Annotated in this window: 20 protein-coding genes; 8 read left to right on the top strand and 12 right to left on the bottom strand. The window is 46.2% G+C overall.

Annotated features, from left to right (window positions below; translation table 11 throughout):
* Window positions 1-28: 28 nt before the first annotated feature.
* From ACED41_RS07235 to pilM, 4 genes are read right to left on the bottom strand one after another with little or no spacing between them, the layout of a single operon-like run.
* On the bottom strand, window positions 29-547 hold the full coding sequence (locus ACED41_RS07235; protein ID WP_371724729.1) for a pilus assembly protein PilP: 519 nt from the start codon (window positions 545-547) through the stop codon (window positions 29-31).
* Window positions 534-1,145 (bottom strand): type 4a pilus biogenesis protein PilO, encoded by a 612-nt coding sequence (locus ACED41_RS07230; protein WP_371724716.1) that lies wholly within the window; start codon window positions 1,143-1,145, stop codon window positions 534-536. The genes ACED41_RS07235 and ACED41_RS07230 overlap by 14 nt, the downstream gene beginning before the upstream one ends.
* The gene (locus ACED41_RS07225; RefSeq protein ID WP_371724715.1) at window positions 1,138-1,737 is read right to left on the bottom strand and encodes a PilN domain-containing protein; all 600 of its coding nucleotides are present in this window, start codon (window positions 1,735-1,737) and stop codon (window positions 1,138-1,140) included. Before ACED41_RS07225 ends, ACED41_RS07230 begins: the two co-directional genes overlap by 8 nt.
* Window positions 1,721-2,746, bottom strand: a complete 1,026-nt coding sequence (gene pilM, locus ACED41_RS07220) for a type IV pilus assembly protein PilM (RefSeq protein ID WP_017061130.1) — start codon at window positions 2,744-2,746, stop codon at window positions 1,721-1,723. Before pilM ends, ACED41_RS07225 begins: the two co-directional genes overlap by 17 nt.
* A gap of 151 nt (window positions 2,747-2,897) precedes the next feature.
* Here pilM and ACED41_RS07215 point away from each other — a divergent pair, with 151 nt between their 5' ends.
* Window positions 2,898-5,459 carry a penicillin-binding protein 1A gene (locus tag ACED41_RS07215; RefSeq protein ID WP_032546261.1) on the top strand — a complete coding sequence of 854 codons (2,562 nt, stop codon included), beginning with the start codon at window positions 2,898-2,900 and terminating at the stop codon, window positions 5,457-5,459.
* Window positions 5,460-5,570: 111 nt separating this feature from the next.
* Here ACED41_RS07215 and oxyR read toward each other — a convergent pair whose 3' ends face one another.
* Complete coding sequence (gene oxyR, locus ACED41_RS07210) at window positions 5,571-6,464, bottom strand: DNA-binding transcriptional regulator OxyR (protein ID WP_017061132.1); 894 nt, start codon at window positions 6,462-6,464, stop codon at window positions 5,571-5,573.
* On the opposite strand from oxyR, the gene ACED41_RS07205 reads away from it, so the two are divergent.
* The 3 genes from ACED41_RS07205 (at window position 6,463) to ACED41_RS07195 (ending at window position 9,156) form a co-directional block, all read left to right on the top strand.
* Window positions 6,463-6,642: a hypothetical protein gene (locus tag ACED41_RS07205; protein WP_017096544.1), complete on the top strand. Its 180-nt coding sequence runs from the start codon at window positions 6,463-6,465 to the stop codon at window positions 6,640-6,642. The two genes, oxyR and ACED41_RS07205, sit on opposite strands and share 2 nt — an antisense overlap.
* Window positions 6,643-6,686: 44 nt before the next feature.
* Window positions 6,687-7,415, top strand: coding sequence for a glutathione peroxidase (locus tag ACED41_RS07200; protein WP_017099996.1), 729 nt, complete (start codon window positions 6,687-6,689; stop codon window positions 7,413-7,415).
* 274 nt (window positions 7,416-7,689) lie between these two features.
* The gene (locus ACED41_RS07195; RefSeq protein WP_017061134.1) at window positions 7,690-9,156 is read left to right on the top strand and encodes a dihydrolipoyl dehydrogenase; all 1,467 of its coding nucleotides are present in this window, start codon (window positions 7,690-7,692) and stop codon (window positions 9,154-9,156) included.
* A gap of 167 nt (window positions 9,157-9,323) precedes the next feature.
* On the opposite strand, the gene ACED41_RS07190 is transcribed toward ACED41_RS07195, so the two are convergent.
* Window positions 9,324-9,671, bottom strand: coding sequence for a RidA family protein (locus ACED41_RS07190; RefSeq protein WP_004729674.1), 348 nt, complete (start codon window positions 9,669-9,671; stop codon window positions 9,324-9,326).
* A gap of 87 nt (window positions 9,672-9,758) precedes the next feature.
* On the opposite strand from ACED41_RS07190, the gene ACED41_RS07185 reads away from it, so the two are divergent.
* Entirely contained in the window at window positions 9,759-10,007 is a 249-nt protein-coding gene (locus tag ACED41_RS07185) for a DUF3624 domain-containing protein (RefSeq protein ID WP_029235423.1), read from the top strand.
* A 255-nt stretch (window positions 10,008-10,262) separates the two neighbouring features.
* On the opposite strand, the gene argH is transcribed toward ACED41_RS07185, so the two are convergent.
* The 4 genes from argH to argC all read right to left on the bottom strand — a co-directional run bounded on the left by argH (window position 10,263) and on the right by argC (window position 15,615).
* On the bottom strand, window positions 10,263-12,137 hold the full coding sequence (argH, locus tag ACED41_RS07180; RefSeq protein WP_017061136.1) for an argininosuccinate lyase: 1,875 nt from the start codon (window positions 12,135-12,137) through the stop codon (window positions 10,263-10,265).
* Window positions 12,138-12,484: 347 nt separating this feature from the next.
* Window positions 12,485-13,696, bottom strand: coding sequence for an argininosuccinate synthase (locus tag ACED41_RS07175; RefSeq protein WP_017061137.1), 1,212 nt, complete (start codon window positions 13,694-13,696; stop codon window positions 12,485-12,487).
* Window positions 13,697-13,809: 113 nt separating this feature from the next.
* Window positions 13,810-14,598 carry an acetylglutamate kinase gene (gene argB / locus ACED41_RS07170; RefSeq protein ID WP_017063686.1) on the bottom strand — a complete coding sequence of 263 codons (789 nt, stop codon included), beginning with the start codon at window positions 14,596-14,598 and terminating at the stop codon, window positions 13,810-13,812.
* A 12-nt stretch (window positions 14,599-14,610) separates the two neighbouring features.
* Window positions 14,611-15,615: an N-acetyl-gamma-glutamyl-phosphate reductase gene (argC, locus tag ACED41_RS07165; RefSeq protein WP_017063685.1), complete on the bottom strand. Its 1,005-nt coding sequence runs from the start codon at window positions 15,613-15,615 to the stop codon at window positions 14,611-14,613.
* A gap of 153 nt (window positions 15,616-15,768) precedes the next feature.
* Between argC and argE the strand changes: the two genes are divergently transcribed.
* The 3 genes from argE to ACED41_RS07150 all read left to right on the top strand — a co-directional run bounded on the left by argE (window position 15,769) and on the right by ACED41_RS07150 (window position 20,682).
* Window positions 15,769-16,905 (top strand): acetylornithine deacetylase, encoded by a 1,137-nt coding sequence (gene argE / locus ACED41_RS07160; protein ID WP_009848891.1) that lies wholly within the window; start codon window positions 15,769-15,771, stop codon window positions 16,903-16,905.
* Window positions 16,906-17,157: 252 nt separating this feature from the next.
* Window positions 17,158-19,794, top strand: coding sequence for a phosphoenolpyruvate carboxylase (ppc, locus tag ACED41_RS07155; protein ID WP_170962811.1), 2,637 nt, complete (start codon window positions 17,158-17,160; stop codon window positions 19,792-19,794).
* A 348-nt stretch (window positions 19,795-20,142) separates the two neighbouring features.
* A complete protein-coding gene (locus tag ACED41_RS07150; protein ID WP_017061141.1) occupies window positions 20,143-20,682 on the top strand; it encodes a PadR family transcriptional regulator in 540 nt (179 codons plus the stop codon).
* Window positions 20,683-20,806: 124 nt separating this feature from the next.
* Here ACED41_RS07150 and metF read toward each other — a convergent pair whose 3' ends face one another.
* Window positions 20,807-21,706 (bottom strand): methylenetetrahydrofolate reductase, encoded by a 900-nt coding sequence (metF, locus tag ACED41_RS07145; protein ID WP_371724714.1) that lies wholly within the window; start codon window positions 21,704-21,706, stop codon window positions 20,807-20,809.
* 254 nt (window positions 21,707-21,960) lie between these two features.
* Entirely contained in the window at window positions 21,961-24,372 is a 2,412-nt protein-coding gene (locus ACED41_RS07140; protein WP_371724713.1) for a bifunctional aspartate kinase/homoserine dehydrogenase II, read from the bottom strand.
* Window position 24,373: the final 1 nt, after the last annotated feature.

Below are 24,373 nucleotides of genomic sequence, written 5' to 3'. Positions count from 1 at the left end.
TCTCATATCCACATCATGTGACATTGGTTTACTTCAGAGCCAGCCTAACGTTGCGCTTATGCCAACAACCTAAGCCATCTGGAAGAGTTTCATTAATCTGAACGTATTGGCTCGTCACTTTAGTAACTCGGCCATTGTTTAAGCCGATAAACTGGCCTTTCTTGACGTTTACCACGTTGCCTTTGGGTGTTTGCACTAAGCCGAACACGCTTGAGCCACTGCCCATCACGCCTCTTAAACGAAGCTTACTCAGCGGGTACCTCTCTAACTTGCCATTACGAGAACGGGCGCTGGGTTGCCAACAGTCTTTCTTCACCAAAGGCTGGTTTTGCACAATGGCTTCTTTAGGCAATTCAAAGGGAGGACGAAAGGCACGGCGCTGATAAGTCGCCGCCGTGAATTCAGTTGCTGGGACAAGTTGCTCGACGTCTTTTCTCGCCTTGGCTTCAACCTGCGCCACAAAATCTTGCAGTGAGTCTTGATTAGCTTTGCAGCCTGACAACGCAAGCATCAATACGATTGAGTAAAACGCGCTATTGGGTTTCATCATTGACCTCCGATTTAAACTGGTAGGTATAAGCTCGAACCCTAAAGTGCAGAGTGCTACTTTCTTGGCTAACTCGCTGCCAGTTCACATCATCAAAGCTAATGATGCGCGGCAGCTTAGCGATGGCAGCCGAAAAGTCACCAATCTCATGGTAGTCACCCGTCAGCTCGATATTGAGCGGTAAACGATAGAGAAACTCCTTGTTCTGTTTTTGTCCCCAATCGATTCGAGTAAAGGTCAGCGAATTATCCAAGCCGAGTTCATTCACAGACGCCAACATACTTGCTAGCTCTTTTTGAACAGGCAGCTGCTCTAACAGGTAATCGTAGCGACTGGTTAGTTCATCCAGCTGACTCTGCAATTTAGGCAAGGCTGCAACCTTGTTGGCCTTTATTCGCAAGGTCGTCTTTAAGGTTTGTTCTTGTTGCTTCATCTGTTGCAGTTCATCGTCGACTGGCAACACATAAAGCCAAGTGCCTACACCTTGGATTAACACTATCAACACCAGAATCACGAGAAGCTGAGGCAGCAATGGCCATTCGGTGATCTCATCAACATCGAGATCTTGCAAGCTCATCCTATTTTGAAGGTTAGCCATGATGTGCCTCCTTCTCTTTTCTGCTCGCGGTTGTGTTTTCTAAAGACACAGGCCTAAACACAAAAGAGACCTTGAAGGTCTGAAACTCTTTATTGAAGCGCTTGCGGTTATGAACGATAGAGTGCATCTCGACCCCTTTCAAAGAATCTGAACGTTCGAGGTTGTCCAACATGGTGGCGAGACGAGCAGTGCTGTCGCTGATGCCCGACATTTCAATCTCCTGACCATTCATCTTTATCTTGTCGACATAGACACCCTCTGGAATCAGCTCCGGCATCAAGTTCATGAAGTCGGTGGTCTTATTACGGCCAAGCTGCAGCGACTCAACCACATCAAGTCGAGTCAGAATGGCTTTGTGTTCTTGCTCTGCGACTTTTAACGACTGAATTTGTCGGTCGAGCTCAGCAATGTACTGATTGAGGTAATTGAGGCGAGCTTGCTGCTTGGCTTGTTGATCGTGAAAATAGTGACCAACCGCCCATTGCCCTATAAGCGCAATGATGACGCCAAGAATGACCAGATGGATAAAACGCTTCTTGTGCTGAGCACGAATCTCATCACGCCACGGCAGCAGGTTAATTTGATGCAACATGCTTCTCTCCCTGCCACTTGAGCCCACTCATCGCCATACCCGCCGCGATACCAAAGTGTTGCCAGTCAATCGGCAGTCGGCGTCTCTTGGCGACCTTATTCTCAAATAAAGACAAAGGATTCAATGACTCGCAGCTCAACTGAAAATGGCGTTCTAGCTCTTCGGTTACCATAGGGATGCTGGCGCCCTCGCCCATCAACCAAATCCCTGAGATAGGTTGCTGCGCATTTCCCGATGAATAGAGCTGCAATTGACGCTTGAGCTTCTCAATCAGGTTAACAATGAATTGATGTGTCTCTTCCATAGTACCGAACACGCTCTCGATATCACTCGGGTCATCTGAGCTGCGAAGATCTTGAGTGCCAAAGGCGATGTCTTTATAGAAAGGCGCCGAATTCTGCGGGATAACCCCTAGCGAGGTTTGGTCGATTCCAACATCCACTAGCAACCAGTTTTTCTTATCGGGATACAGGCGCGAGGCCAATTGCCAGATATTAAGTAGCCCATGCGCCTGTGTATCCACCACCACAGGTTTGAAGCCAGCCTTGGTTAATGCATCCGCTCGGCTATCCACAACTTCTTTACGAGTGGCGTATACCTGATAACTGCTTGTCGAACCTTTACCAAATCGTTTGTCTTCCAGCTTTACAAAATCTAAACTCAGCTCCTCGATAGGAAAGGGAGATTGATGGGCGAAGGTTTGATAGATAGAAAACTCTTTTTCTCTGTCTTCTAACTCACTCTCTATTTGCAGTACTTTGCTGATCACCGTGTTATCAGGTACCGAAATGGCGACGTTGCGACAGCCAAAAGGCAGTCCTTTCCTAAGTTCTTTAAGTTTCTTAACAGTTTTCTGATACTCCAAAGTATGGTTAGCTGTAAAAATGTCGTCCGAAATCGGCAGCTCTTTGTATCCCACTAGGGCATACAACTCCCCCACGGGTTTTAGTACCACGGCTTTGATGCTGTGATGATTTATATCTATACCTGTAATTAATGATGAACCCATGTGACCTAGCTCCTGAAGTGCCAAGCATTTCGTTGATTATCTAGGGGTTGTGATTATTAGTTAAATAAGCGTTAATAAACGAAAGCTAAGTTTTTAGCCTAGAGTACAAGGGTTTGCTGCTTATCAGCCTTAACTAATCAGGGATTATCCGGTGAAGTTCATAAAGCGATTATTCATATTTACATTGATTTGCATGATTCTTGGAGTCAGTACAATTTTCGGGTTTTATTTTTACGTAAAACCAGAGTTGCCTGATGTTGCCACTTTGCGCGACGTAGAACTCCAAACGCCAATGCAAGTCTTCAGTCAAGACGGTAAGCTGATCTCTCAATTTGGTGAAAAGCGTCGTAATCCAGTCACTTATGACGAGATTCCTCGCCACTTAGTTGAGGCTCTGATTGCCACCGAAGATAGCCGTTTCTATGAACACCCAGGTATTGACCCAATCGGTATCACACGTGCAGCACTCGTGGTTGCAATGTCGGGTTCAGCCAAACAAGGTGCTAGTACCATTACTCAGCAGCTTGCGCGTAACTTCTTCTTATCTAATGAGAAAAAGATTATGCGTAAGATCAAAGAGATCTTCATTGCGATCCACATTGAGCAACTTCTTAGTAAAGAAGAGATCATGGAGCTTTACGTCAACAAGATCTTCCTTGGTCACCGTTCGTATGGTTTTGGCGCGGCAGCACGTGTTTACTTCGGTAAAGATCTTCCTGATCTCACGCTGAGTGAAATTGCGACCCTTGCGGGTATGCCAAAAGCACCTTCGACAATGAACCCTATTTACTCTGTTGAGCGCGCGACTAACCGTCGTAACGTTGTATTGCGTCGTATGTTAGACGAGAAATACATCACTCAAGCAGAGTTCGATGACGCTCGTAGCGAAGAGCTTATCTCGAAATACCACGGTGCAGAGATCGAACTGAGCGCGCCATATGTTGCTGAAGTTGCACGTGCTTGGATGGTGGAACGCTATGGTGAAGAAGCTTATACATCAGGCATGAAGGTCTACACGACCGTTGATTCGAAACTGCAAAAAGCAGCGAACCAAGCCGCAATTAAGAACCTACTTGGCTACGATGAGCGTCACGGCTACCGTGGTGCTGAAAAAGTATTGTGGCAGACTGCGCAATCAGCGTGGGATCAAGAACAAATCGTTAAACACCTTAAGTCTCAACCAACCTATGGTGACCTAGTCCCTGCTGTTGTTACCGCGGTTGATTCGAAAAGTGCTCAAATTTGGGTTAAGAACCAAGGTGAAGGCACTATCGAATGGCAAGGCATGAACTGGGCGCGTAAATTCCTAACGGATAACCGCCAAGGACCAGCGCCTTCTCAAGCGAAAGAAATTCTGGCGGTTGGTGAACAAATCTGGGTTCGCCATGAAGCCGTTACCGGCGATGAAGTCTCTGAAGAGCCGACAGAAGAGTCAGCGACTGCAGAATCAGAAACACCGATTGTATGGCGACTAAGCCAAGTACCGAATGCGAACACAGCATTTGTTGCAATGAACCCGAACAACGGCGCGGTATTGTCGATGGTCGGTGGCTTTAACTTTGTCCACAACAAGTTCAACCGTGCAACGCAATCTATTCGTCAGGTGGGTTCTGGTATCAAACCCTTTATCTACTCAGCAGCGATTGAGAAAGGCTTAACGCTAGCCTCACTGATCAACGATGCACCGATTAACCAATGGGATAAGAGCCAAGGTACCGCATGGCGACCAAAGAACTCGCCACCGACTTACGTGGGTCCAACTCGTTTACGTATTGGCTTAGCTCAGTCTAAAAACGTAATGGCGGTACGTGTACTGCGCGAAGTAGGTCTAGATGATACTCGTAACTACCTAACTCGATTTGGCTTTGATATTGATGAAGTTCCGCGCTCTGAAACCATTGCTCTGGGTGCGGGTAGCTTAACGCCAATGAAAGTAGCTCAAGGTTACTCAGTATTCGCTAATGGCGGCTACTACGTTGAACCTTTCTACATCAGTCGCATTGAGACACCATTTGGTGAGACTGAATTTGAAGCGACACCAAAAGTGGTTTGTAAAGACGATTGCCAACAGCAAATGACCTCAGACCCAATGGCTGATGAGTTTGCAGAGCAAGATGTGGATGCCAAAGTACAATACGCACCTCAAGTTATCTCTGAACAGAACGCATTCCTTGTTCGTGAAATGATGTACAGCAACATCTGGGGTGGCGGTGATTGGAGCGCTGGCACTGGTTGGAACGGTACTGGTTGGCGTGCACAACCGTTGAAGCGTCGTGACATTGGCGGAAAAACGGGTACCACCAACGATTCTAAAGATACTTGGTACAGCGGCTACGGCCCTGGCATGGTGGCTACGGTATGGGTTGGTTTTGATAACCACAACCGAAACCTAGGCCGTACTAAAGCGAACTCGAACCTTGGTAAAAATCAGATTACTGGTGCAGAAGCTGGCGCGAAAACAGCAGAACCTGCATGGGTTGATTTCATGGGTACGGCGTTAGCGGGTGTTCCTGCTGAGCGTAAAGAGATTCCTGAGAACATCGTCCGTGTTCGTATCGACCGTGAAACTGGCTTACTGACCAACAAGTTCGATAGCTCATCAATGTTCGAGTACTTCGAGAAAGGCACAGAGCCAACCGAGTACATCACTGAACGTTTCAATGATGACATCTACTCAACCTCATCAGGTGAAGCAGTAGAAGAACTGTTCTAACTAAGGTTTGTAGAACCTAGTAACATGAACCAACAAAAAGGGTTGATATGCATTCATATCAACCCTTTTTTTATATCTATATCTGACCAGACTAGGCTCTAAATTCAAGCGCTAAGCCGTCTTCTCCAGTTGAGTTCGAATCGTCTCAGCCAATTGCTCGAAACGTCCCTTCAATGGAGAGCCCGGACGATAAGCCACGACAATTCGACGTGAAGGTGTTGGATTCACCGCAGGTACGTAACACACACCATCTTTCTGCTTTTCCTTTGGCACCGATAACTGAGGTAGCAAGGTAATGCCCGCCCCCGCCGCGACCATGTTACGCAGCGTTTCTAAGCTGGTTGCCTTAAAGCGCTCGTCATCTTTGGCACCCGCAGCAAAACAGAAACCCAAGGCTTGGTCTCTTAAACAGTGACCGTCACCTAGCGCCAGTACGGTTTGTCCATTTAGCTGCAGCATATCGACAGTGTCTTGTTGAGCCCACTCGTGGTCACATGGAACGGCAACACTTAACGGCTCGTCATACACATCAATCTCTTTAAACACCGCCGTTTCATCAACCGCAGCCAGTACCAAGCAATCAAGCTTGCCGTCTTCAAGTTGACTCACTAACTGATGGGTCTGAGCTTCATGCAGGTAAAGCTCAAGATCTGGGAAGCTCTCTTTAAGATGAGGAACAATCTTAGGCAAGATGTAAGGACCCACGGTTGGAATAAAACCAATGTGCATTGGCCCCGTCATCGCTTCACCGTGTCCACTCGCCATATCTTTAAAAGTTTTCACTTCATTGAGAATACGCTTGGCTTGTTCAACAAGTTGTAACCCTGATTCTGTAAATATTACCTTCCTTGGACTACGCTCGGTTAACTGAAGTCCAATTTCATCTTCGAGTTTGCGTATTTGACCGCTTAGTGTCGGCTGACTGACAAAGCACGCTTCTGCCGCTTTTCGGAAGTGTTTATGCTCTGCGAGCGCCACCAAGTATTCAAAGTCACGAATGTTCATGATCAGTCTCTTACCTCAGGTTTTAATAAGAACAAGGGTTCTAATAGAAACATTTAAAAGAAAAATGCTCTTGATAGAATTTACCTATCAAAACCATAACATCAAACGATTAGAGCTATCAAAGGATTTATCTAATAATGGGCTCAACGAAACGAAACAGAGCGAAGAAAAACGTTAAGCTCTGATAGAACAAAATTAAAAATACTATTTAAGGAAATCAATATGTTTGCATCTAAAGAAGGTCAATCAATCCCTCAAGTAACATTCCCAACTCGCCAAGGTGATGCATGGGTTAACGTAACTACTGAAGAGCTATTCAAAGACAAGACAGTTATCGTATTCAGCCTACCAGGTGCGTTTACGCCAACATGTTCGTCAAGCCACCTACCTCGTTACAACGAGCTACACTCTGTATTCAAAGAAAACGGTGTTGATGACATTCTGTGTGTTTCAGTAAACGACACATTCGTAATGAACGCATGGAAAGCAGACCAAGAAGCGGAAAAAATCACATTCATCCCAGATGGCAACGGTGACTTCACAGACGGCATGGGTATGCTGGTTGAGAAAAACGACATCGGCTTCGGCAAACGTTCATGGCGCTACAGCATGCTGGTTAAAAACGGCGTGGTAGAAAAAATGTTCATCGAAGAAGATGTACCAGGCGACCCGTTCAAGGTTTCTGATGCAGATACTATGCTTAACTACATTGCTCCTGAGCACAAAGAGCAAGAGTCGATCACAGTATTCACTAAGCCAGGCTGTCCTTTCTGTATGAAAGCAAAACAGAACCTAATCGACAAAGGTCTGAACTACGAAGAAGTGGTTCTAGGTAAAGATGCAACAACAGTAAGCCTACGTGCAATCTCTGGTCGCACTACCGTTCCTCAAGTATTCATCGGTGGCAAACACATCGGTGGTAGTGAAGAACTAGAAACTTTCCTAGGCTAATCGCTTCATCGCCGATATAGGCTTAGAAGTATCAGCTAACCCACCCTCTTGTGGGTTAGCTAATCCAAACACTCTTATCTGAGTTTTGGGAAAAAGAATATAGCTGGTGACTCGCCTGTCTTTTACTAACCTATAGTTAGCAATAAAAGCAGAGTCACAAGCTAAACCTAATAAAACAGAATCACAAAACTGACCCGCAATCCTGACTCTCAAAAAATCATCAGAGTTGGAGGGGTTCGTTCAAACCAAATTTAGCCATTGCGAGAAAATTATTATGAAACAAGTCAATGTAGATGTAGCAGTTATCGGGGGCGGTACGGCAGGTTTAGGTTCTTACCGCGCTGCAAAAGCACACACTGACAGTGTCGTGATGATTGAAGGTGGCCCTTACGGTACAACCTGTGCTCGTGTTGGTTGTATGCCATCTAAACTGCTTATTGCAGCTGCGGAAAGCGTACACCAAATCGAGAAAGCTCCGGCTTTTGGCGTTCACCCACAAGGTGATATCGTGATTAACGGCCGTGAAGTGATGGACCGAGTGAAGTTTGAGCGTGACCGTTTTGTTGGTTTTGTTTTAGAAGGTGTTGATGAAATCCCAGAGCAAGACAAGATCTCTGGCTACGCAAAGTTCTTAGATGACAACACACTACAAATTGATGACCACACGGTTGTCACCGCTAAGCGTATTGTTATCGCGACCGGTTCTCGCCCTGCATACCCTGCCGTTTGGAATGAGCTTGGCGATCGCCTGATCATTAACGACGACGTGTTCAGCTGGGATGATTTACCAGAATCGGTTGCGGTATTTGGCCCTGGTGTTATTGGTCTTGAGCTTGGTCAGTCACTGCACCGCTTAGGTGTGAAGACCAAACTGTTCGGTTTGGGTGGTCAAGTTGGCCCAGTAACTGATCCAGAGATCATGGCTTATGCAGATAAAGCTTTCAATGAAGAGTTCTATCTCGATGCCGACGTGAAAATCGAAAGCATGAAGCGCATTACCACTGAATCGGGTGAGCCACGTGTCGAAATCCAGTTCATCAATAAACAAGGTGAATTAGAAACTAACGTCGTTGAATACGTACTAGCAGCAACAGGTCGTCGCCCTAACACTGACAAGCTTGGCTTAGAGAATACCTCTCTAGAGCTTGATGAACGTGGTGTGCCAATCGCAGACCACTACACGCTACAAACATCACTACCATCAATATTTATCGCTGGTGATGCGAGTAACCAACTGCCTCTACTGCATGAAGCAGCAGACCAAGCTCGTATTGCGGGTGACAATGCAGGTCGCTTCCCAGAGATTCGTGCAGGCCTACGCCGCTCTAAAATCTCGGCAGTATTCTCTGACCCGCAAATCGCGATGGTTGGTGAAACCTACAAAGAGATCACCACACGCTTGGGCACATGTGGCTGTTTCGCAACGGGTGAAGTGTCTTTCGAAAACCAAGGTCGTTCTCGAGTGATGCTGCGCAACAAAGGTATTCTGCACGTATACGGCGAGCAAGGTACAGGCCGCTTCCTTGGTGCTGAGATGATGGGACCAAACGCAGAACACTTGGCTCACTTGTTAGCATGGGCACACCAGAACAAGATGACGGTTTCTGAGATGCTAGACATGCCGTTCTACCACCCAGTAATCGAAGAGGGTGTACGAACTGCCCTACGTGACCTGAATGCGAAACTGCACCTAGGCCCAGAGATGGTGAAACACTGCCTAGATTGTGGCCCTGGTTGTTAATCTCAGACTAGCGCCAGTCAATTAGCAGTTAACAAACGTTAGATACTAAAAAGGAAAGCCATTGGCTTTCCTTTTTGTTTTTGGCTTCGAGCATCGTCATTCCAGAACCGAGGGACGAGGTATCTGGAATTTCTTGAAGCCATTGCGTCACTAAAAGCTTTAAGCAATTACTTCTCAGCAGCAATCACAGAGATCTCAACAAGTAGCGCTTCGCGAGCCATGTCGCCTGTCACACATGCGCGAGCTGGAGCGTGGCCTTCTGGAACCCATGCATCCCAAACTGCGTTCATTTCTTGGAAGTCTTTCATGTCTTTCAAGTAAATCGTTGCTGACAGCATGTGCTCTTTGTCGCTGCCTGCTTGCTCAAGTAGCGCTTCTACTTTATCTAACATGGTTTGAGTTTGTTCAGTGATGTCTTTAGTTGCATCAGCACAAACTTGGCCACATAGGTAGATAGTACCGTTGTGTTTAACAATACGGCTCATACGTTGCTTGGTTTCTTGGCGCTCAATCATCGACTTTCTCTCTCTGTGTCACCGTGATCCAATATCTTGTGACGTGTTATTATCAGGGCAACAAGCATAACGCGAATCAAACCCAAGATGACATGCATTCATTGCAATAAAAGTGAAAAAATCCGTAACAAACTCGGTCGCTGCCAGCGTTGCATGAATCAGCTGATGGTGTTGTCGATTTTGAGTTGGGGAGTATGGTGGCTGTTTTTCAGAGAAGACCCAAAAACCATCAATGCCATCGCGTTGATGATGGCCGCTTTCGCGTTCAGTGGCTTGCTGTCGTTGCATTGGGTCATGAAGTTTGTGGTGCTACCGTTAAAGGGCAAAAAACGTTAGCTGGAAGTCTTTATTGGATAAAGAGTAGTGATTAGAGACAGGGCTAAACAATCCGATAATTCATCATAATTTTCGAGCTATTGTCATTTCCCGAACAGCAGATAGAAAAAAGCCCCAGAACCAATCGATTCTAGGGCTTTCTTAGAAAATTCTAAGAAAAAGCAGTGGTACTTTAATAGACCGGGCTTTTCTTAGTTTGTTCCCAAAAAAGATCAGATTTTTGATCTTTTTTTTAGGAGCTATAAAATCAATGCCTTATGCAACATTAACCTTAGCAATTATCTGCTCTACCAAGTTCACTTCCAATGCCACTTCATCACACGCATGTTGACGAGGACACTGGTCACAATCTTTCAGTACCTTCTCAGGCAGCAGAGATTTCGATGTTGGTAAGAAATCATGCTTCATAAAGAACTCTGGAGTACGAGTCAGCACAAACACCTTCTTGATGGCCATTTGTCGCGCTTTCTCAACCAAGTGCTGCACAATTGCGGTACCCTGCCCTTGACCTTGCCAGCCAGCTTCGACACCCAGTGAACGGATTTCCGCTAGGCCAGAGTCATACACATAGAGTGATGCACAACCTGTCACCTCACCATGATGCTCTGCGACCGCAAACGAGCCAATATCACGCACCAGTTCATTACGAGAACGAGGTAGGTTTTCACCCATGTTCGCCCAGTAAGCGACCATACCTTCCAACGCTTCAATATCGGTCAGACGAGCAGGACGAACCTTGACGATGGACGTATCACGCTGTGATAAACGTTTCTCAGCTTGGTCAACCGCGTAAGCCACTTGCTGTGGAGATACACCGCCTAGCGCGCTACGTTTTTCAAGACACGATTCAATGGTCAGGATGTCATACACATCTTCCTCAATCACCTCAGAGAACTCTTTCATCTCTGCGATGGTTAATTCTTCTAATGCACAGCCTTTAGCAATCGCCGCCACTACCGTCACACCAACAATATGGTGAGCTTCACGGAAAGGAATCCCTTTCGCTACTAGGTAATCAGCCAATTCAGTTGAGTTCGCGTAGCCTTGTTTCGCGGCTTCAAGTGTACGTTCGCCGTTCACTTTAATGCCGTCAAAACAGAGTGCTGCCATTTCCATACAATCATTCCAAGTATCTAAAGCGTCGAACAGACCTTCTTTATCTTCTTGCATGTCTTTGTTGTACGCCAAAGGCAGAGCTTTTACTGTCATCATCATTGCCGCTAATGAACCGTAAACACGGCCAGTTTTGCCACGGATAAGCTCTAGCGCATCTGGGTTTTTCTTTTGTGGCATCAGAGATGAACCTGACGTCACGGTATCCGCTAACTCGATGAAGTTTGATTCACCTGAGTTGTAGAAAATCATATCTTCTGCAAGACGCGAAAGGTGAAGCATAGAGATAGAAGCAATCGACATTAGCTCCATCACATGGTCGCGGTCAGAAACTGAATCTAGAGAGTTGCGCGTTGCACGACGGAAACCTAAGTTGTGAGCTAACTCTTCACGGTCCATCGGGTAAGCTGTTCCAGCAAGGGCACCAGAACCCAGCGGACATGTGTCTAGACGCTTAATCGCATCATTCAAACGTGAATAATCACGCTCAAGCATTTCAACGTAAGCCAAGCACCAGTGAGCAAAAGTTACCGGCTGAGCACGTTGTAAGTGAGTGTAGCCAGGAAGCACGGTTTCTTGATGCTGAGAAGCAACGTTCACCATTTGGCTTTGTAGGCGATCCAATGCCAGTAGCAGTTGGTTACCTTGCTGACGACACCATAGTTTCAGGTCTGTCGCCACTTGGTCGTTACGAGAACGGCCAGTGTGAAGTTTTTTGCCCAAGTCACCGACTTTGCCGATAAGTTGCTGCTCAACCCAGCTGTGAATATCTTCTGCATCAGAACGTAGAATCTGTTCAGGATCTTCCATCACCTCAAGTTTTAGCTCATTCAGCGCTAACTCAAGCTTCTGTTGCTCTTCTTCTGTTAATACGTTGACCGACAGTAGAGCTTTAGACCAGGCAATTGAGCCCACAATGTCTTGCTCAGCCAATCGGTAATCAAAACGAAGAGAATCGTTAAAATCTTTGAACCGGGTGTCTGCTGCTTGGGTAAATCTACCGCCCCATAATGCCATTGTGTATCTCCTAATTGCACAGTGCTCACTGTTTTTGCAAATGATAATTCTGATTAAGATTCAGTATTTTTCTGATGGTTTAAACTTACGGCAATTCAAAATGAAAATAAAGTATTAATTCATTATTTTCACATATTTATTCACCAACAGTTCAATCCATTGATTATTTTTAGCGTGGAGCGCGAATTATATGCCATCCGATAGGAAAAACCGAAGCTGATTTATTAGGCAAATAGAAAGTAAAAAGCCCACTCACTAATCAATAGTGAATGGGCTTTGCATAATAATGTCTGTTTACTAACCTTCAATCTTTCATCAAAGGCTAGCTCACTAACTCATTGTTAGGATTACTTTTGGCTATTCAAAGCACGGATACGGCTTGATAGCGAGTAAAGGCGGATGAAGCCTTCAGCATGGCTTTGGTCGTAAACTTCATCTTCACCAAAGGTTGCAAACTCTTCTGAGTACAGGCTGTTGTCAGAACGCTTCTGAGTCACCGTTGCATGGCCTTTGTAAAGCTTGATAACCACTTCACCATTCACGTCTTGTGCTAGCTCTTCTGTCGCGGCAAGGATTGACTTACATAGTGGAGTGAACCAACGACCATCGTATACAAGGTGAGAAGCCTTAACACCGAGCTCTTCACGGAATTCGAATGCCGCTTTATCAAGAACCAGTTGCTCTACTGCACGCAGTGCTTCCATCATGATTGTGCCACCCGGAGTTTCGTAACAACCACGAGACTTCATGCCAACAAGACGGTTCTCTACGATATCGATACGACCAACACCGTGCTTAGCACCTTTCTCGTTTAGGTAAACCAGTGCGTTGTATGGCGTCATTGTTTCGCCATCAACCGCAACCACTTCGCCTTTTTCAACTTTAAGCGTCACTGTTTCAGATTCGTTTGGCGCTTGCTCAGGGTCTACAGTCCAAGCCCAGCAATCTTCGTTAGGTGCATTCCATGTGTTTTCTAGAACGCCGCCTTCTGTTGAGATGTGCCATGCGTTTGCATCACGCGAGTAAATCTTAGTAAGAGAAGCCGTACAAGGGATGTTACGCTCAGCCAGGTAATCTAGACACTCTTCACGACTCACTAGATCCCATTCACGCCATGGTGCAATTACGTGTAGATCAGGTGCTAGTGCAGCAAATGCGCCTTCAAAACGAACTTGGTCATTACCTTTACCAGTACAGCCGTGACACAGTGCGTCTGCACCTACTTTACGTGCGACTTCAACCTGTGCTTTCGCGATGATTGGACGCGCCATCGACGTACCTAGTAGGTATTTACCTTCGTAGTAAGCGCCCGTTTTCAGCGTTGGGTAGATGTAGTCAGCAACCATCTCTTCTTTAAGGTCTGCGATGTAACACTCAGATGCACCAGAAGCTTTTGCTTTCTCTTCGATACCAATCAACTCTTCGTCGCCTTGACCAACATCCGCAACAAACGCAACCACTTCACAGTCATAGTTCTCTTTCAACCATGGAATGATTACTGATGTGTCTAGACCGCCAGAGTAGGCTACTACAACTTTCTTTACGTTAACTTTGCTCATTTTCTTTCTCCTAGTTTCCATACTGCACATGGCGGTCAGCGTTGGAAATGACTTCATAATTATATGTTTATTTAATTTGTCTAAATTCTTTAAGTAGTGACTCGTTGTGAGACCTACTGAGGTAAAAACTGTGTTCCTATGCTTTTACCTGAAAACAGTTGTGTTAGCTTTTCTGGGTATCGCCAAGTGGCAACTTCGATTGGTCGTCCAAGGTCGTTAGCGGCTTCTAGTGCAGCTTGAACCTTAACGATCATGCCGTCGGTAATCACTTTGCCGGCAATAAGGTCATCGGCTTGCTGTTGATTAAGACTTGGAATGAGGTGGCCTTTGCCATCCAACACACCACTTACATCAGAAAGCAGTACCAGTTCAGCATCAAGTGCGCCCGCAACGGCAACCGCAGCTTGGTCGGCATTGACGTTCATCAGTTGACCTTGCTCAGTAAGACCAATTGAGCTAATGATTGGCAGTGCGCCCGCATTAAGAATCGCTTGCAGAACGGTTGAGTCGCCCGGCTCCGCTTTTCCTACCGCGCCCAGTTCAGGGTTCAGTTCGCTCACTTTGCATAAACCACCATCTGCAAGGCTCAAACCAACGGCATTGATACCGTCTTTAATTGCCTGACCTTGAAGTAGTTTGTTGGCCGTGCCCGCTAGCGCGCCAGCGATAACAGGGATCTGATCATAAGGAGTAACACGTAGCCCTTCTTTCTTAACGGTTTCTAGGTTCAACTTATTCATCAAATCATCAACAAGGTAACCGCCACCGTGAACAATCACGATTGGTCGTTGTGCCTGTTGTTGGTAAGCAGAGATAGCACCAAATAACTTGCTAAGTGTTTCACCACAAGATAGCGCTGCGCCACCTAACTTTATGATTAATGGTTGATTATTAAGGCTCATATCTAGATTTCCTTACACTAACGCAGTTAATGGCGCAAAACCATAACGTAAATTTAAACACTGCATCGCTTGGCTAGATGCACCCTTTAATAAGTTATCAATCGCTGAAACAACGATGATGTGTTGACCTTGAACCTTCCAACCCAAGTCGCAGAAAGGTGTCTGTTCTACATCTTGAATTCTTGGCAGTGTCTCTTCGAGTAGTCTCACTGCTGGTTTACCTTGGTAAGCTTGTTCAAAGGCATCTTGTATCTGTTGTTCTGTCACGCCTTCAGCCAGTTTCATGGTGATGGTCGCTAAAATACCGCGCTTAAAGTTGCCGAGGTGTGGAGTGAAAATCACATCACATCCTAAATGTGCAGCCATTTCAGGTTGATGACGGTGATTGAAGACGCCATAAGCTTGCAGGCTTACTTCGCAGAAGCTGTTAACCATCGTCGCCTTGCGGCCTGCACCAGTCACACCGCTAGTCGCGTTAATCACTGGCCATTGGTTTTCATCCAGTAACTTGGCTTCAACCAAAGGTTTAATCGCCAGTTGTGATGCCGTTGGGTAACAACCCGCGACAGCGACAAGCTGAGCTTCTTTAATTTCTTGTTCGTTCCATTCCGCTAAACCGTAAGCCGCTTTGTCTAGCCATTGTTCGTGTTGATGTTCAAAACCGTAAAACTCTTGATAGAAGTTTTCGCCTTTAACTCTGAATGCTCCCGATAGGTCGAAGACTTGGCAATCGTTCTCTAGAAAGATTGGCGCTAGGTCGTGACTAACCTCGTGTGCCGTTGCTAAGAAAATCACATCAGACTGTTTAGCTACTTCTTCCGGATTTGTTAAAGGTTGTACTGGCATATCAATCAAACCAGCTAACTTACCGTGCAGTGCCGCAATAGGTTTACCTGCGTCTACACTATTGGCTGAGACATATAAACCTGATAGCGTGAGCTCAGGGTGTCTGTTTATCATTAGAGCCAGTTCTGCTCCTGTGTAGCCGCTTGCGCCAATGATCGTGGTTTTCAACATCTCAACACATCCATTTTTGAGGTAAGTTACATTTCAAATTTGACTATTCATACTTAATTTTTAGCTTTATTTGATTTCTTATGCATTAAATATGATTTAATATGTGTTTTACCGACTTATGGTTTTCCTGTCAATAGTAGAAGTGAAGTTATTATGCAATTACCGAGTTTTCTTGAGGTCTACAAAGGCCTAATTTCCACAGACTCTATTAGCTCGACCGATCCAAGCTGGGATCATGGCAACGAGAAAGTGATCGAAAAAATGGCTCAATGGTTTAAAGACGTAGGCTTTAGCGTTGAAGTCGTGGAAGTCGAACCCGGCAAGCATAATATGGTCGCTAAGATGGGATCGGGCGAAGGTGGCTTGCTACTCGCAGGACACAGCGACACAGTGCCATTTGATGAAGGACGTTGGAACTTCGACCCTCACGCACTAACAGAACACAACAATCGCTTCTATGGATTAGGCACAGCCGATATGAAAGGCTTTTTCGCTTTCGTTTATGAAGCGGCAAAGAAGATGGATTGGAGCAAACAGACCAAGCCGCTATATGTATTGGCAACCTGTGACGAAGAGACCACCATGCTGGGTGCGCGTCATTTCACTGAAAATGCACCGTTTAAACCGGATTACTGCATTATTGGTGAGCCAACCAGCCTTGTGCCGATTCGTGGCCATAAAGGCCATGTTGCTAACGCTGTGCGAGTAACGGGTAAATCAGGTCACTCTTCTGATCCTGCATTAGGTGTCAACGCCATCGAGATCATGCATGAAGTGTTGTTCGCTTTAATGCAACTGCGTGACAAGCTAGTCAAAGAATATCACCACCCGGGTTTCGCAATTCCAAGCCCCACTCTAAACCTTGGCCATATTCACGGTGGCGACAGCGCGAACCGTATCTGTGGTTGCTGTGAGCTGCACTACGATGTACGTCCTTTACCGGGTATCAGCTTAGATGGTTTGGATAACATGCTGCGCAGCGCACTCAAAGAAGTAGAAGCAAAATGGCCGGGCAGAATTGAGATTACGCCACTGCACGAACCTATCCCGGGTTACGAGTGCCAACATGACCATCCATTTATCGGTGGCATGGAATCAGTTTGCGAAACTGAATCACAAACCGTGAACTACTGTACAGAAGCACCTTTCCTTCAAGAACTTTGCCCAACCTTAGTGCTGGGTCCAGGCTCAATCGACCAAGCTCACCAACCAGATGAGTTCCTAAGCTTCGATTTTATCGATCCAACGATTGATGTTCTGAGTAAGTCGATCCGCAAATATTGTTTCTAGTTATTACTTTTCTTCCAATATTTTCGTATAAAAGCTACCCGAAAAGGTGGCTTTTATTCTGTTATCCCAGACACAGCCTGATCTTGTAATTAAATTTCACTTTAATTCCGAACTATTGGGAAATTTACTCCTCCCGCATTTCGAAAACTAATAATTGCAAACTTAGAATGCTTTATTTGACTAGATACAGCACTTTTCGCTAGATTGTGTACTTAACAAGGAACAATGGATGTAATTTTTTTACGAGGCAGGATGACAATGAACGAGAAATACGCCGCTCTCAAGAGTAACGTAAGCATGCTGGGACGCTTGCTAGGTAACACAATCCAAGATGCACATGGTGACGTTATCTTAGAGAAAGTGGAGACTATCCGTAAACTTTCCAAATCCGCCCGCGCAGGCAACAAAGCTGACCGTGACAGCCTAGTTGAAGAAATCAAAAACCTGCCGAACGAACAACTCACTCCTGTTGCTCGTGCATTTAACCAATTTCTCAACCTCACCAACATGGCAGAGCAGTACCACACCATCTCTCGCCACTGTGAGGAGCATGTTTGTGAACCAGACGTGCTGCAATCTCTATTTTCCAAATTAAACCAGAATGACATCAGCAAGCTAGACGCGGCTCAAGCCGTTCGCGACCTGAACATTGAACTCGTTCTGACTGCACACCCAACAGAAATCACTCGTCGCACCATGATCAACAAGCTAGTTAAGATCAACGAGTGTCTGTCTAAATTAGAATTAAGCGACCTATCACACAAAGAGCGCGTGAAAACCGAACGCCGCCTAGAGCAACTGATCGCTCAAGGTTGGCACTCAGATGTGATTCGTCAACAACGCCCAACGCCACTTGATGAAGCTAAGTGGGGCTTTGCGGTTGTAGAAAACTCTCTATGGGAAGCCGTTCCTGACTTCCTACGTGAAATGGATGGCCGACTAAAAGGTTATCTTGGTGAAGGTCTACCAATTGATGCGCGCCCGGTACACTTCTCATCTTGGATGGGCGGTGATCGCGATGGTAACCCATTCGTAACGCACACCATCACTAAGGAAGTTCTGCGCCTATCTCGTTGGAAAGCTGCCGATCTTTACTTAGGCGACGTAAACGAGCTGATTACCGAACTGTCGATGACTAAGTGTAATGATGCCGTTCGTGAGCTAGCAGGTGATGAACACGAAGCTTACCGTGCAATCCTGAAGAACCTACGCACTCTACTGAACAACACGCTAGAAGTGCTGGATGCAAAATTGCATGACACAGAGGTTCCGAAGAAAGAAACACTACAGAACATCGACCAACTTTGGACACCGCTTTACGCATGTTACCAATCGCTGCACGAATGTGGCATGGGCGTAATCGCAGACGGTTCTCTGCTTGATACTCTGCGCCGCCTAAAAGCGTTCGGTGTACACCTAGTTCGTCTCGATGTTCGTCAAGAAAGTACTCGTCACTCAGATGTACTGTCTGAACTGACTCGCTACCTAGGCATTGGCGACTACGACCAATGGAACGAGCAAGACAAGATTGCTTTCTTAACCAATGAATTAAGCTCTAAGCGTCCGCTTCTTCCTCGCGATTGGGAGCCATCTGAACAGGTTAAAGAGGTTTTAGACACCTGCAAGGTTATTGCTGCTCAACCTCGTGAAGCCTTCGGTGCTTACGTAATTTCTATGGCTCGTACTGCATCAGATGTACTGGCTGTTCACTTACTACTGCAAGAGTGTGGTTGCCCGTATCGCATGGACGTGTGCCCACTGTTCGAAACGCTAGACGACTTGAACAACTCAGAAGCGGTAATGAAGCAGCTAATGAGCATCGACTTGTACCGTGGCTTTATCCAAAACCATCAAATGGTGATGATTGGATACTCTGACTCAGCGAAAGATGCGGGCGTAATGTCTGCAGGTTGGGCGCAATACGATGCGATGGACAAGCTGGTTAAGGTTTGCGACGAAGAAGGCATTGAACTGACTCTATTCCACGGTCGTGGCGGTACAGTTGGTCGTGGTGGTGCTCCGGCGCACGCTGCTCTTCTTTCTCAGCCACCTAAGAGCTTGAAAGGCGGTTTACGTGTAACAGAGCAAGGCGAAATGATCCGCTTTAAACTTGGCTTACCAGACGTTGCTGTAAACAGCTTCAACCTTTACGCAAGCGCGATTCTAGAGGCGAACCTTCTGCCGCCACCTGAGCCAAAACAAGAGTGGCGCGACCTAATGGAAGTGCTATCTCAAGTATCTTGTGAGGCTTACCGCAACGTGGTTCGTGGCGAAGAGAAATTCGTACCTTACTTCCGTCAAGCGACACCTGAACTGGAGCTAGGTAAACTGCCTCTTGGCTCTCGCCCTGCGAAACGTAACCCGAACGGCGGCGTAGAAAGCCTACGTGCGATTCCATGGATCTTCTCTTGGAGCCAAAACCGTTTGGTACTGCCTGCATGGTTAGGCGCTGGTGAAGCGATTCAGTACTCTGTAGATCAAGGCCATCAAGCCCTGCTCGAAGAGATGTGTCGCGAGTGGCCGTTCTTCTCTACCCGTCTCGGTATGTTGGAAATGGTGTACTCGAAGTGCAACATGGAAATCGCTAAGTACTACGACCAACGCCTTGTTGACGAAGAGCTATTACCATTAGGTGAGTTACTGCGTGAACAGCTGCAAAAAGACATCAAAGCCGTGCTAAATGTTGAGAACAACGAGAACCTAATGCAGAGCGACCCTTGGGGACTTGAGTCAATCCGCCTACGTAACATCTACGTTGAGCCACTAAACATGCTTCAAGCTGAACTGCTTTACCGTACTCGTAAGTGTGAAACACCACCAGCAGAGCTTGAAGAAGCGCTAATGGTGACGATTGCAGGCATTGCAGCAGGCATGCGAAACACTGGTTAATTAGTGATTCCTACCATTCAACAGACAAAAGGTCGCCTAGTGCGACCTTTTTATTTCACAAAATAAGCAATAGTGAGTTTTTTGTCAGTTTTTTGGGTTATTTTGTCCATGTATTCTACTTTATGCTTATTATTTAGATATACTACTGCTCCGCTGCGGAAACACTCCAAAAAATAATCTGCAGCATCTTGACCAATAAACTGGTCAACCTAGGTGATAAACGGCTTTGTAAGGTGACATAACCAACCGATGAGTTGGTGCTACTTAGACATAACCAATATAACGTGCCATTAGAAGCACACTTGTTGTTTAAGTATTTGTTTACTGTTTACCATTTGGATTTCAGACATGTCATTACCACACGTAATTCTAACCGTTTTAAGTACACGCGATGCTACTGGTTACGATATCACAAAAGAATTCTCCGCAAGCATTGGTTACTTCTGGAAAGCTAGCCATCAACAAGTTTACCGCGAGCTAAATAAAATGGCTCAGAACGACCAGGTAACTTGCGTGCTTGAGCCTCAAGAAGGCAAACCTGATCGTAAAGTTTACTCTATCACTGATGCTGGCCGTGGCGCGCTAGGTGAATGGTTTGAACAACCAACTGCACACCCAACCGTTCGTGACGAGTTCTCAGCTAAGCTAATGGCTTGTGCTGTACAACCTTCTGACGCTTACCGTGTACAACTTGCTGAGCTAGTAGAAGAGTCTCGCAAACTGGTTTCTCACTACCGTGAAATCGAAGCAGCTTACTACGCAACGCCATCGACACTAGACAAGCAAGCACGCCTTGAGCGTCTAACACTTCGTCGTAACCTACTTATCCGTGAAGCATGGATTGTATGGGCTGAAGAAGTACTGCTTGAACTTGGCGCTCTAGCTTAAGTTAAGCTAGAAAAGCAAAAGGCTTGAACTCTATGAGTCCAAGCCTTTTTTGTATCTATAGGATTTGAAATGTTACTGCCAGAGGCTTTTTACAAGTGCTTAGGCTTTACTTCTTAGACTTTTCTTACAGCGCAGCGACTTGCGGACGAACACCTAGCGTATGGCAAAGTGCATAAGTCATTTCTGCACGGTTTAGCGTGTAGAAGTGGAAATCTTTCACACCTTCACGGCTCAGTGTACGAACCATATCAATTGCTTGGCTAGCACCAACAAGCTGACGAGTCGTTGGATCATCATCCAAACCTTCAAACTGCTTCGCCATCCAGCCCGGTACTTTTACGTTGTTCATCGCAGCAAAGCGAGATGCTTGCTTGAAGTTAGAAACAGGTAAGATGCCCGGTACGATTTCAACATCGATACCTGCCGCCACACAGCGATCACGGAAACGTAAGTAACTTTCTACATCAAAAAAGAATTGCGTGATGGCACGGTTAGCGCCAGCATCCACTTTACGCTTCAGGTTAATAAGGTCTGATTGAGCACTTTTTGCTTCAGGGTGAACCTCAGGGAAAGCTGCAACAGAGATATCAAAGTCGTGGCGAGATTTAAGCAGCTCAACCAAGTCAGATGCATACATATCTGGAGCGCCACCGCCTGCTGGGATATCACCACGCAACGCAACAATGCTCTCAATGCCATTTGCCCAGTAATCATCAGCAATTTGAATCAGCTCTTCACGGCTAGCATCAATACACGTTAAGTGTGGTGCAGCAATTAGGCCTGTTTGGTTCTTAATTTCTTTAATAATTGAGTGGGTACGATCACGCTCACCCGAGTTTGCACCGTAGGTTACTGATACAAATTTTGGTTGGAGTGTTTTAAGACGGTGAACAGAATTCCACAAGGTCTCTTCCATCTTCTCACTGCTTGGTGGAAAAAACTCAAATGACACATTGATGTTGTCAGAAAGCTCAGCGATATTCTGATTTAAAGCGTCGATATGGCCTGCGTGTGTGTATCCCATCTTACTCTCCCTGTGGCAAAAACAACCACTAAAACTCAAATCCTCAAACGACGTTTAGACGTCTATATGTCTGTAGAATGTATTGAATACGATTTAATGTCAACAGATCCATTATGAATTTTTCTCAAGTAGATCGTGAGAAAAACTCAAGTCGATAGGTGAGTTGCCAAGAAGAAATAATGTAAAAAAAAGGCTGAAAAACACATCGTGCTTCCAGCCTTATTTATCTTAGTGAATAGTATGCTATTTAGAATTTAAAACAGGCTAGACATTCTGTTTAGATCAGATTGAATTGCACCTGCCGTCACTTCACGCCCCGCTCCTGGGCCACGAATAACCAATGGATTATCTTTGTACCATTTGCTCTCAATCGCAAAGATGTTATCGCAAGGCAGTAAGTTAGCCAGCGCATGCTCTTTCGACAACGCCTCCACACCGACCGTTGCCTTGCCGTTCTTCTCTAAACGCGCTACGTAACGTAAAACCTTCTGCTGAGAGTGCGCTTTTTCTAAACGCTCAGCCAGCTCTTCGCTCAGTACAGAAGCTTTGTCGAAGAAGTCATCCACAGATAGATCTTGCAGCTCTGCAGGTACGAGCGATTCCACTTTTACGTTTTCAGGTTCGATATCCAAACCAGATTCACGCGCTAGAATCACCAACTTACGCATTACGTCTGAACCATCTAAGTCAGCACGTGGGTCTGGTTCAGTAAGGCCTTGTTGCCATGCTAAGTCGACCAACTCACTGAACGGTACTGTGCCATCAAACTGTTGGAACAACCAAGACAACGTGCCTGAGAAAATGCCAGACAACGCAATGATGTCATCGCCACTCTCACGCAGGTCGCGTACCGTGTGGTTAATCGGCAAACCTGCACCAACGGTCGCGTTGTATAACCAGTGACGGCTGATCTTAGCAAACGCATCTTGCACCTGATGGTAATACTCACTTGATGCAGAGCCTGCAACCTTGTTGGCCGAGATCAAATGAATGCCTTGTTGTGCGATTTGCAGATATTTTGCTGCAAGCACTGGGCTCGCTGTAACATCAAGAACCACCGCTTCATCGTAACCCTGAATCGAACCTAAGCGCTCTAACCAATCGTTACCATTATTAGCAATCGCTTCATCATCAAAACGCTTACTAACAGACGTCGCATCAATGCCTTGATCGTCAAACCAATAGGTTTGGCTATCAACCACGGCAACCAATTCAAAGTTCATTCCACGGCGCTTTTCAAGTTCCGCTTTTTGCTCAGCAAACAGGCTTAACCAGCTTGAACCAATATTGCCCTTACCACACAAGGCAATCGCAACACGCTTCTGCGCTTGGAACAGTTGAGAATGAATGCCTTTCACTAGACTTGATGTTTCACTCTTACGAATCACAGCCACCAAGCTTAAGCCTGAGTTCGCTTCTGAGATGAACTCAACCGGCGAGCTCTTAAGCTGCTGGTAGAAACCGTAGCAATGATTAGGGTTCTTAGTCACACCCGCACCCACTGCAGCAATCAGAGAGAAACCTTCTTTTAGCTTAATCTCAGCTTCAATCGCATGGTCTTGGAGATATTCTAATGCACCACCAGCGATCTCTTCTGTGTAGGCAAGACGCAAACAGTGTTGATCCGGTTCAAGCTCATAAGCAAGCGGCTCAAGTTGAGCACGCTTAAGCCCTTCAAGCACTTCACTCTCTAGACGGTCGAAATCATGGCCGTGACCAAAGGTCAGTTGCACGATAAGCACTTCATCCAAAGAGGTAATGATTTTTGCGCCACGACCCGATGCCAGTACACGCTCGATCTGTGTAGAGCCCGCCTCCGGCTGATAGCTGCAGCGTAAGCTGAGATCCATAGCACTTTGAGCCACAGGCTGTAGCGTTCGGCTGTGAAGCACTGGAGCGGCAAGACGAGCCAATTCGCTGGCTTCATCAAGGCGAAGTAGAGGCAATAGACACGCATCTGAAACCAGACGAGGGTCAGCGCTGTAAACGCCTGCCACATCACTCCAAATCGTCACGCGTTCAACTTCAGCCAAAGCACCAATCACGGTTGCTGAGTAATCCGAACCGTTACGGCCAAGCAATACCGTTTCACCCTCGCAGTTCTGAGCCATAAAGCCCGTAATCACCACGCGGCAATGTGCATGCTGCGCCAAGGCTTCTTTGATCAGAGGGTAAGAACGTGCGCGGTCGACTTCAGGCTGAGCGCCCACTTCTGCACGTAAAAAAGCACGCGCATCTTGAGCAACGGCTTGTAAATCATGCTGGCACAACAAAGCCGCGAGTAGACGTGAAGACCAAACCTCACCGTGTCCAAGCACTTTTGCTTTTTGTGCTTCGCTCAAGGGAGCCGTTAGCTCACCCAAAGCGGTAAATTCTTGTTGAATGGTTGAAGTAAGTTGTGCGGCTGATTCACCCTCAAGCAGTGCTTCAATCAGATCGAGTTGGAACTGACGAAGTGCTTGTAGGCATTCATGGGCAATACGACCATCTTTGTCGAGCGCTTCAACAAATTCAATCAAACGGTTGGTTGTTTTGCCTGCTGCCGATACCACCACCAAATCAGATGCTGATGAGTATTCTCTAAGAATGTTGACCACGCGTTGGTAACATTCAGGATTCGCTAAACTGCTGCCACCAAATTTATGTAGCTGGCGAAAGGTTGCCATT

It is taken from the genome of Vibrio sp. 1F255 (assembly GCF_041439145.1).
In the GTDB taxonomy this organism is placed as follows: Bacteria; Pseudomonadota; Gammaproteobacteria; order Enterobacterales; family Vibrionaceae; genus Vibrio; species Vibrio crassostreae_C.
This window is presented reverse-complemented; position numbering and strand designations above follow the sequence as displayed.

Coding starts and splice junctions, on each gene's coding strand:
- ACED41_RS07185 (WP_029235423.1), top strand. CDS start 9,759: ATGACATGCATTCATTGCAATAAAAGTGAAAAAATCCGTAACAAACTC.
- argB (WP_017063686.1), bottom strand. CDS start 14,598: ATGAGCCTTAATAATCAACCATTAATCATAAAGTTAGGTGGCGCAGCG.
- oxyR (WP_017061132.1), bottom strand. CDS start 6,464: ATGAACATTCGTGACTTTGAATACTTGGTGGCGCTCGCAGAGCATAAA.
- metF (WP_371724714.1), bottom strand. CDS start 21,706: ATGGGATACACACACGCAGGCCATATCGACGCTTTAAATCAGAATATC.
- argC (WP_017063685.1), bottom strand. CDS start 15,615: ATGTTGAAAACCACGATCATTGGCGCAAGCGGCTACACAGGAGCAGAA.
- ACED41_RS07140 (WP_371724713.1), bottom strand. CDS start 24,372: ATGGCAACCTTTCGCCAGCTACATAAATTTGGTGGCAGCAGTTTAGCG.
- ACED41_RS07195 (WP_017061134.1), top strand. CDS start 7,690: ATGAAACAAGTCAATGTAGATGTAGCAGTTATCGGGGGCGGTACGGCA.
- ACED41_RS07175 (WP_017061137.1), bottom strand. CDS start 13,696: ATGAGCAAAGTTAACGTAAAGAAAGTTGTAGTAGCCTACTCTGGCGGT.
- pilM (WP_017061130.1), bottom strand. CDS start 2,746: ATGGGTTCATCATTAATTACAGGTATAGATATAAATCATCACAGCATC.
- ppc (WP_170962811.1), top strand. CDS start 17,158: ATGACAATGAACGAGAAATACGCCGCTCTCAAGAGTAACGTAAGCATG.
- argH (WP_017061136.1), bottom strand. CDS start 12,137: ATGGCATTATGGGGCGGTAGATTTACCCAAGCAGCAGACACCCGGTTC.
- ACED41_RS07190 (WP_004729674.1), bottom strand. CDS start 9,671: ATGATTGAGCGCCAAGAAACCAAGCAACGTATGAGCCGTATTGTTAAA.
- ACED41_RS07225 (WP_371724715.1), bottom strand. CDS start 1,737: ATGTTGCATCAAATTAACCTGCTGCCGTGGCGTGATGAGATTCGTGCT.
- ACED41_RS07150 (WP_017061141.1), top strand. CDS start 20,143: ATGTCATTACCACACGTAATTCTAACCGTTTTAAGTACACGCGATGCT.
- ACED41_RS07230 (WP_371724716.1), bottom strand. CDS start 1,145: ATGGCTAACCTTCAAAATAGGATGAGCTTGCAAGATCTCGATGTTGAT.
- ACED41_RS07205 (WP_017096544.1), top strand. CDS start 6,463: ATGATCAGTCTCTTACCTCAGGTTTTAATAAGAACAAGGGTTCTAATA.
- ACED41_RS07200 (WP_017099996.1), top strand. CDS start 6,687: ATGTTTGCATCTAAAGAAGGTCAATCAATCCCTCAAGTAACATTCCCA.
- ACED41_RS07235 (WP_371724729.1), bottom strand. CDS start 547: ATGAAACCCAATAGCGCGTTTTACTCAATCGTATTGATGCTTGCGTTG.
- argE (WP_009848891.1), top strand. CDS start 15,769: ATGCAATTACCGAGTTTTCTTGAGGTCTACAAAGGCCTAATTTCCACA.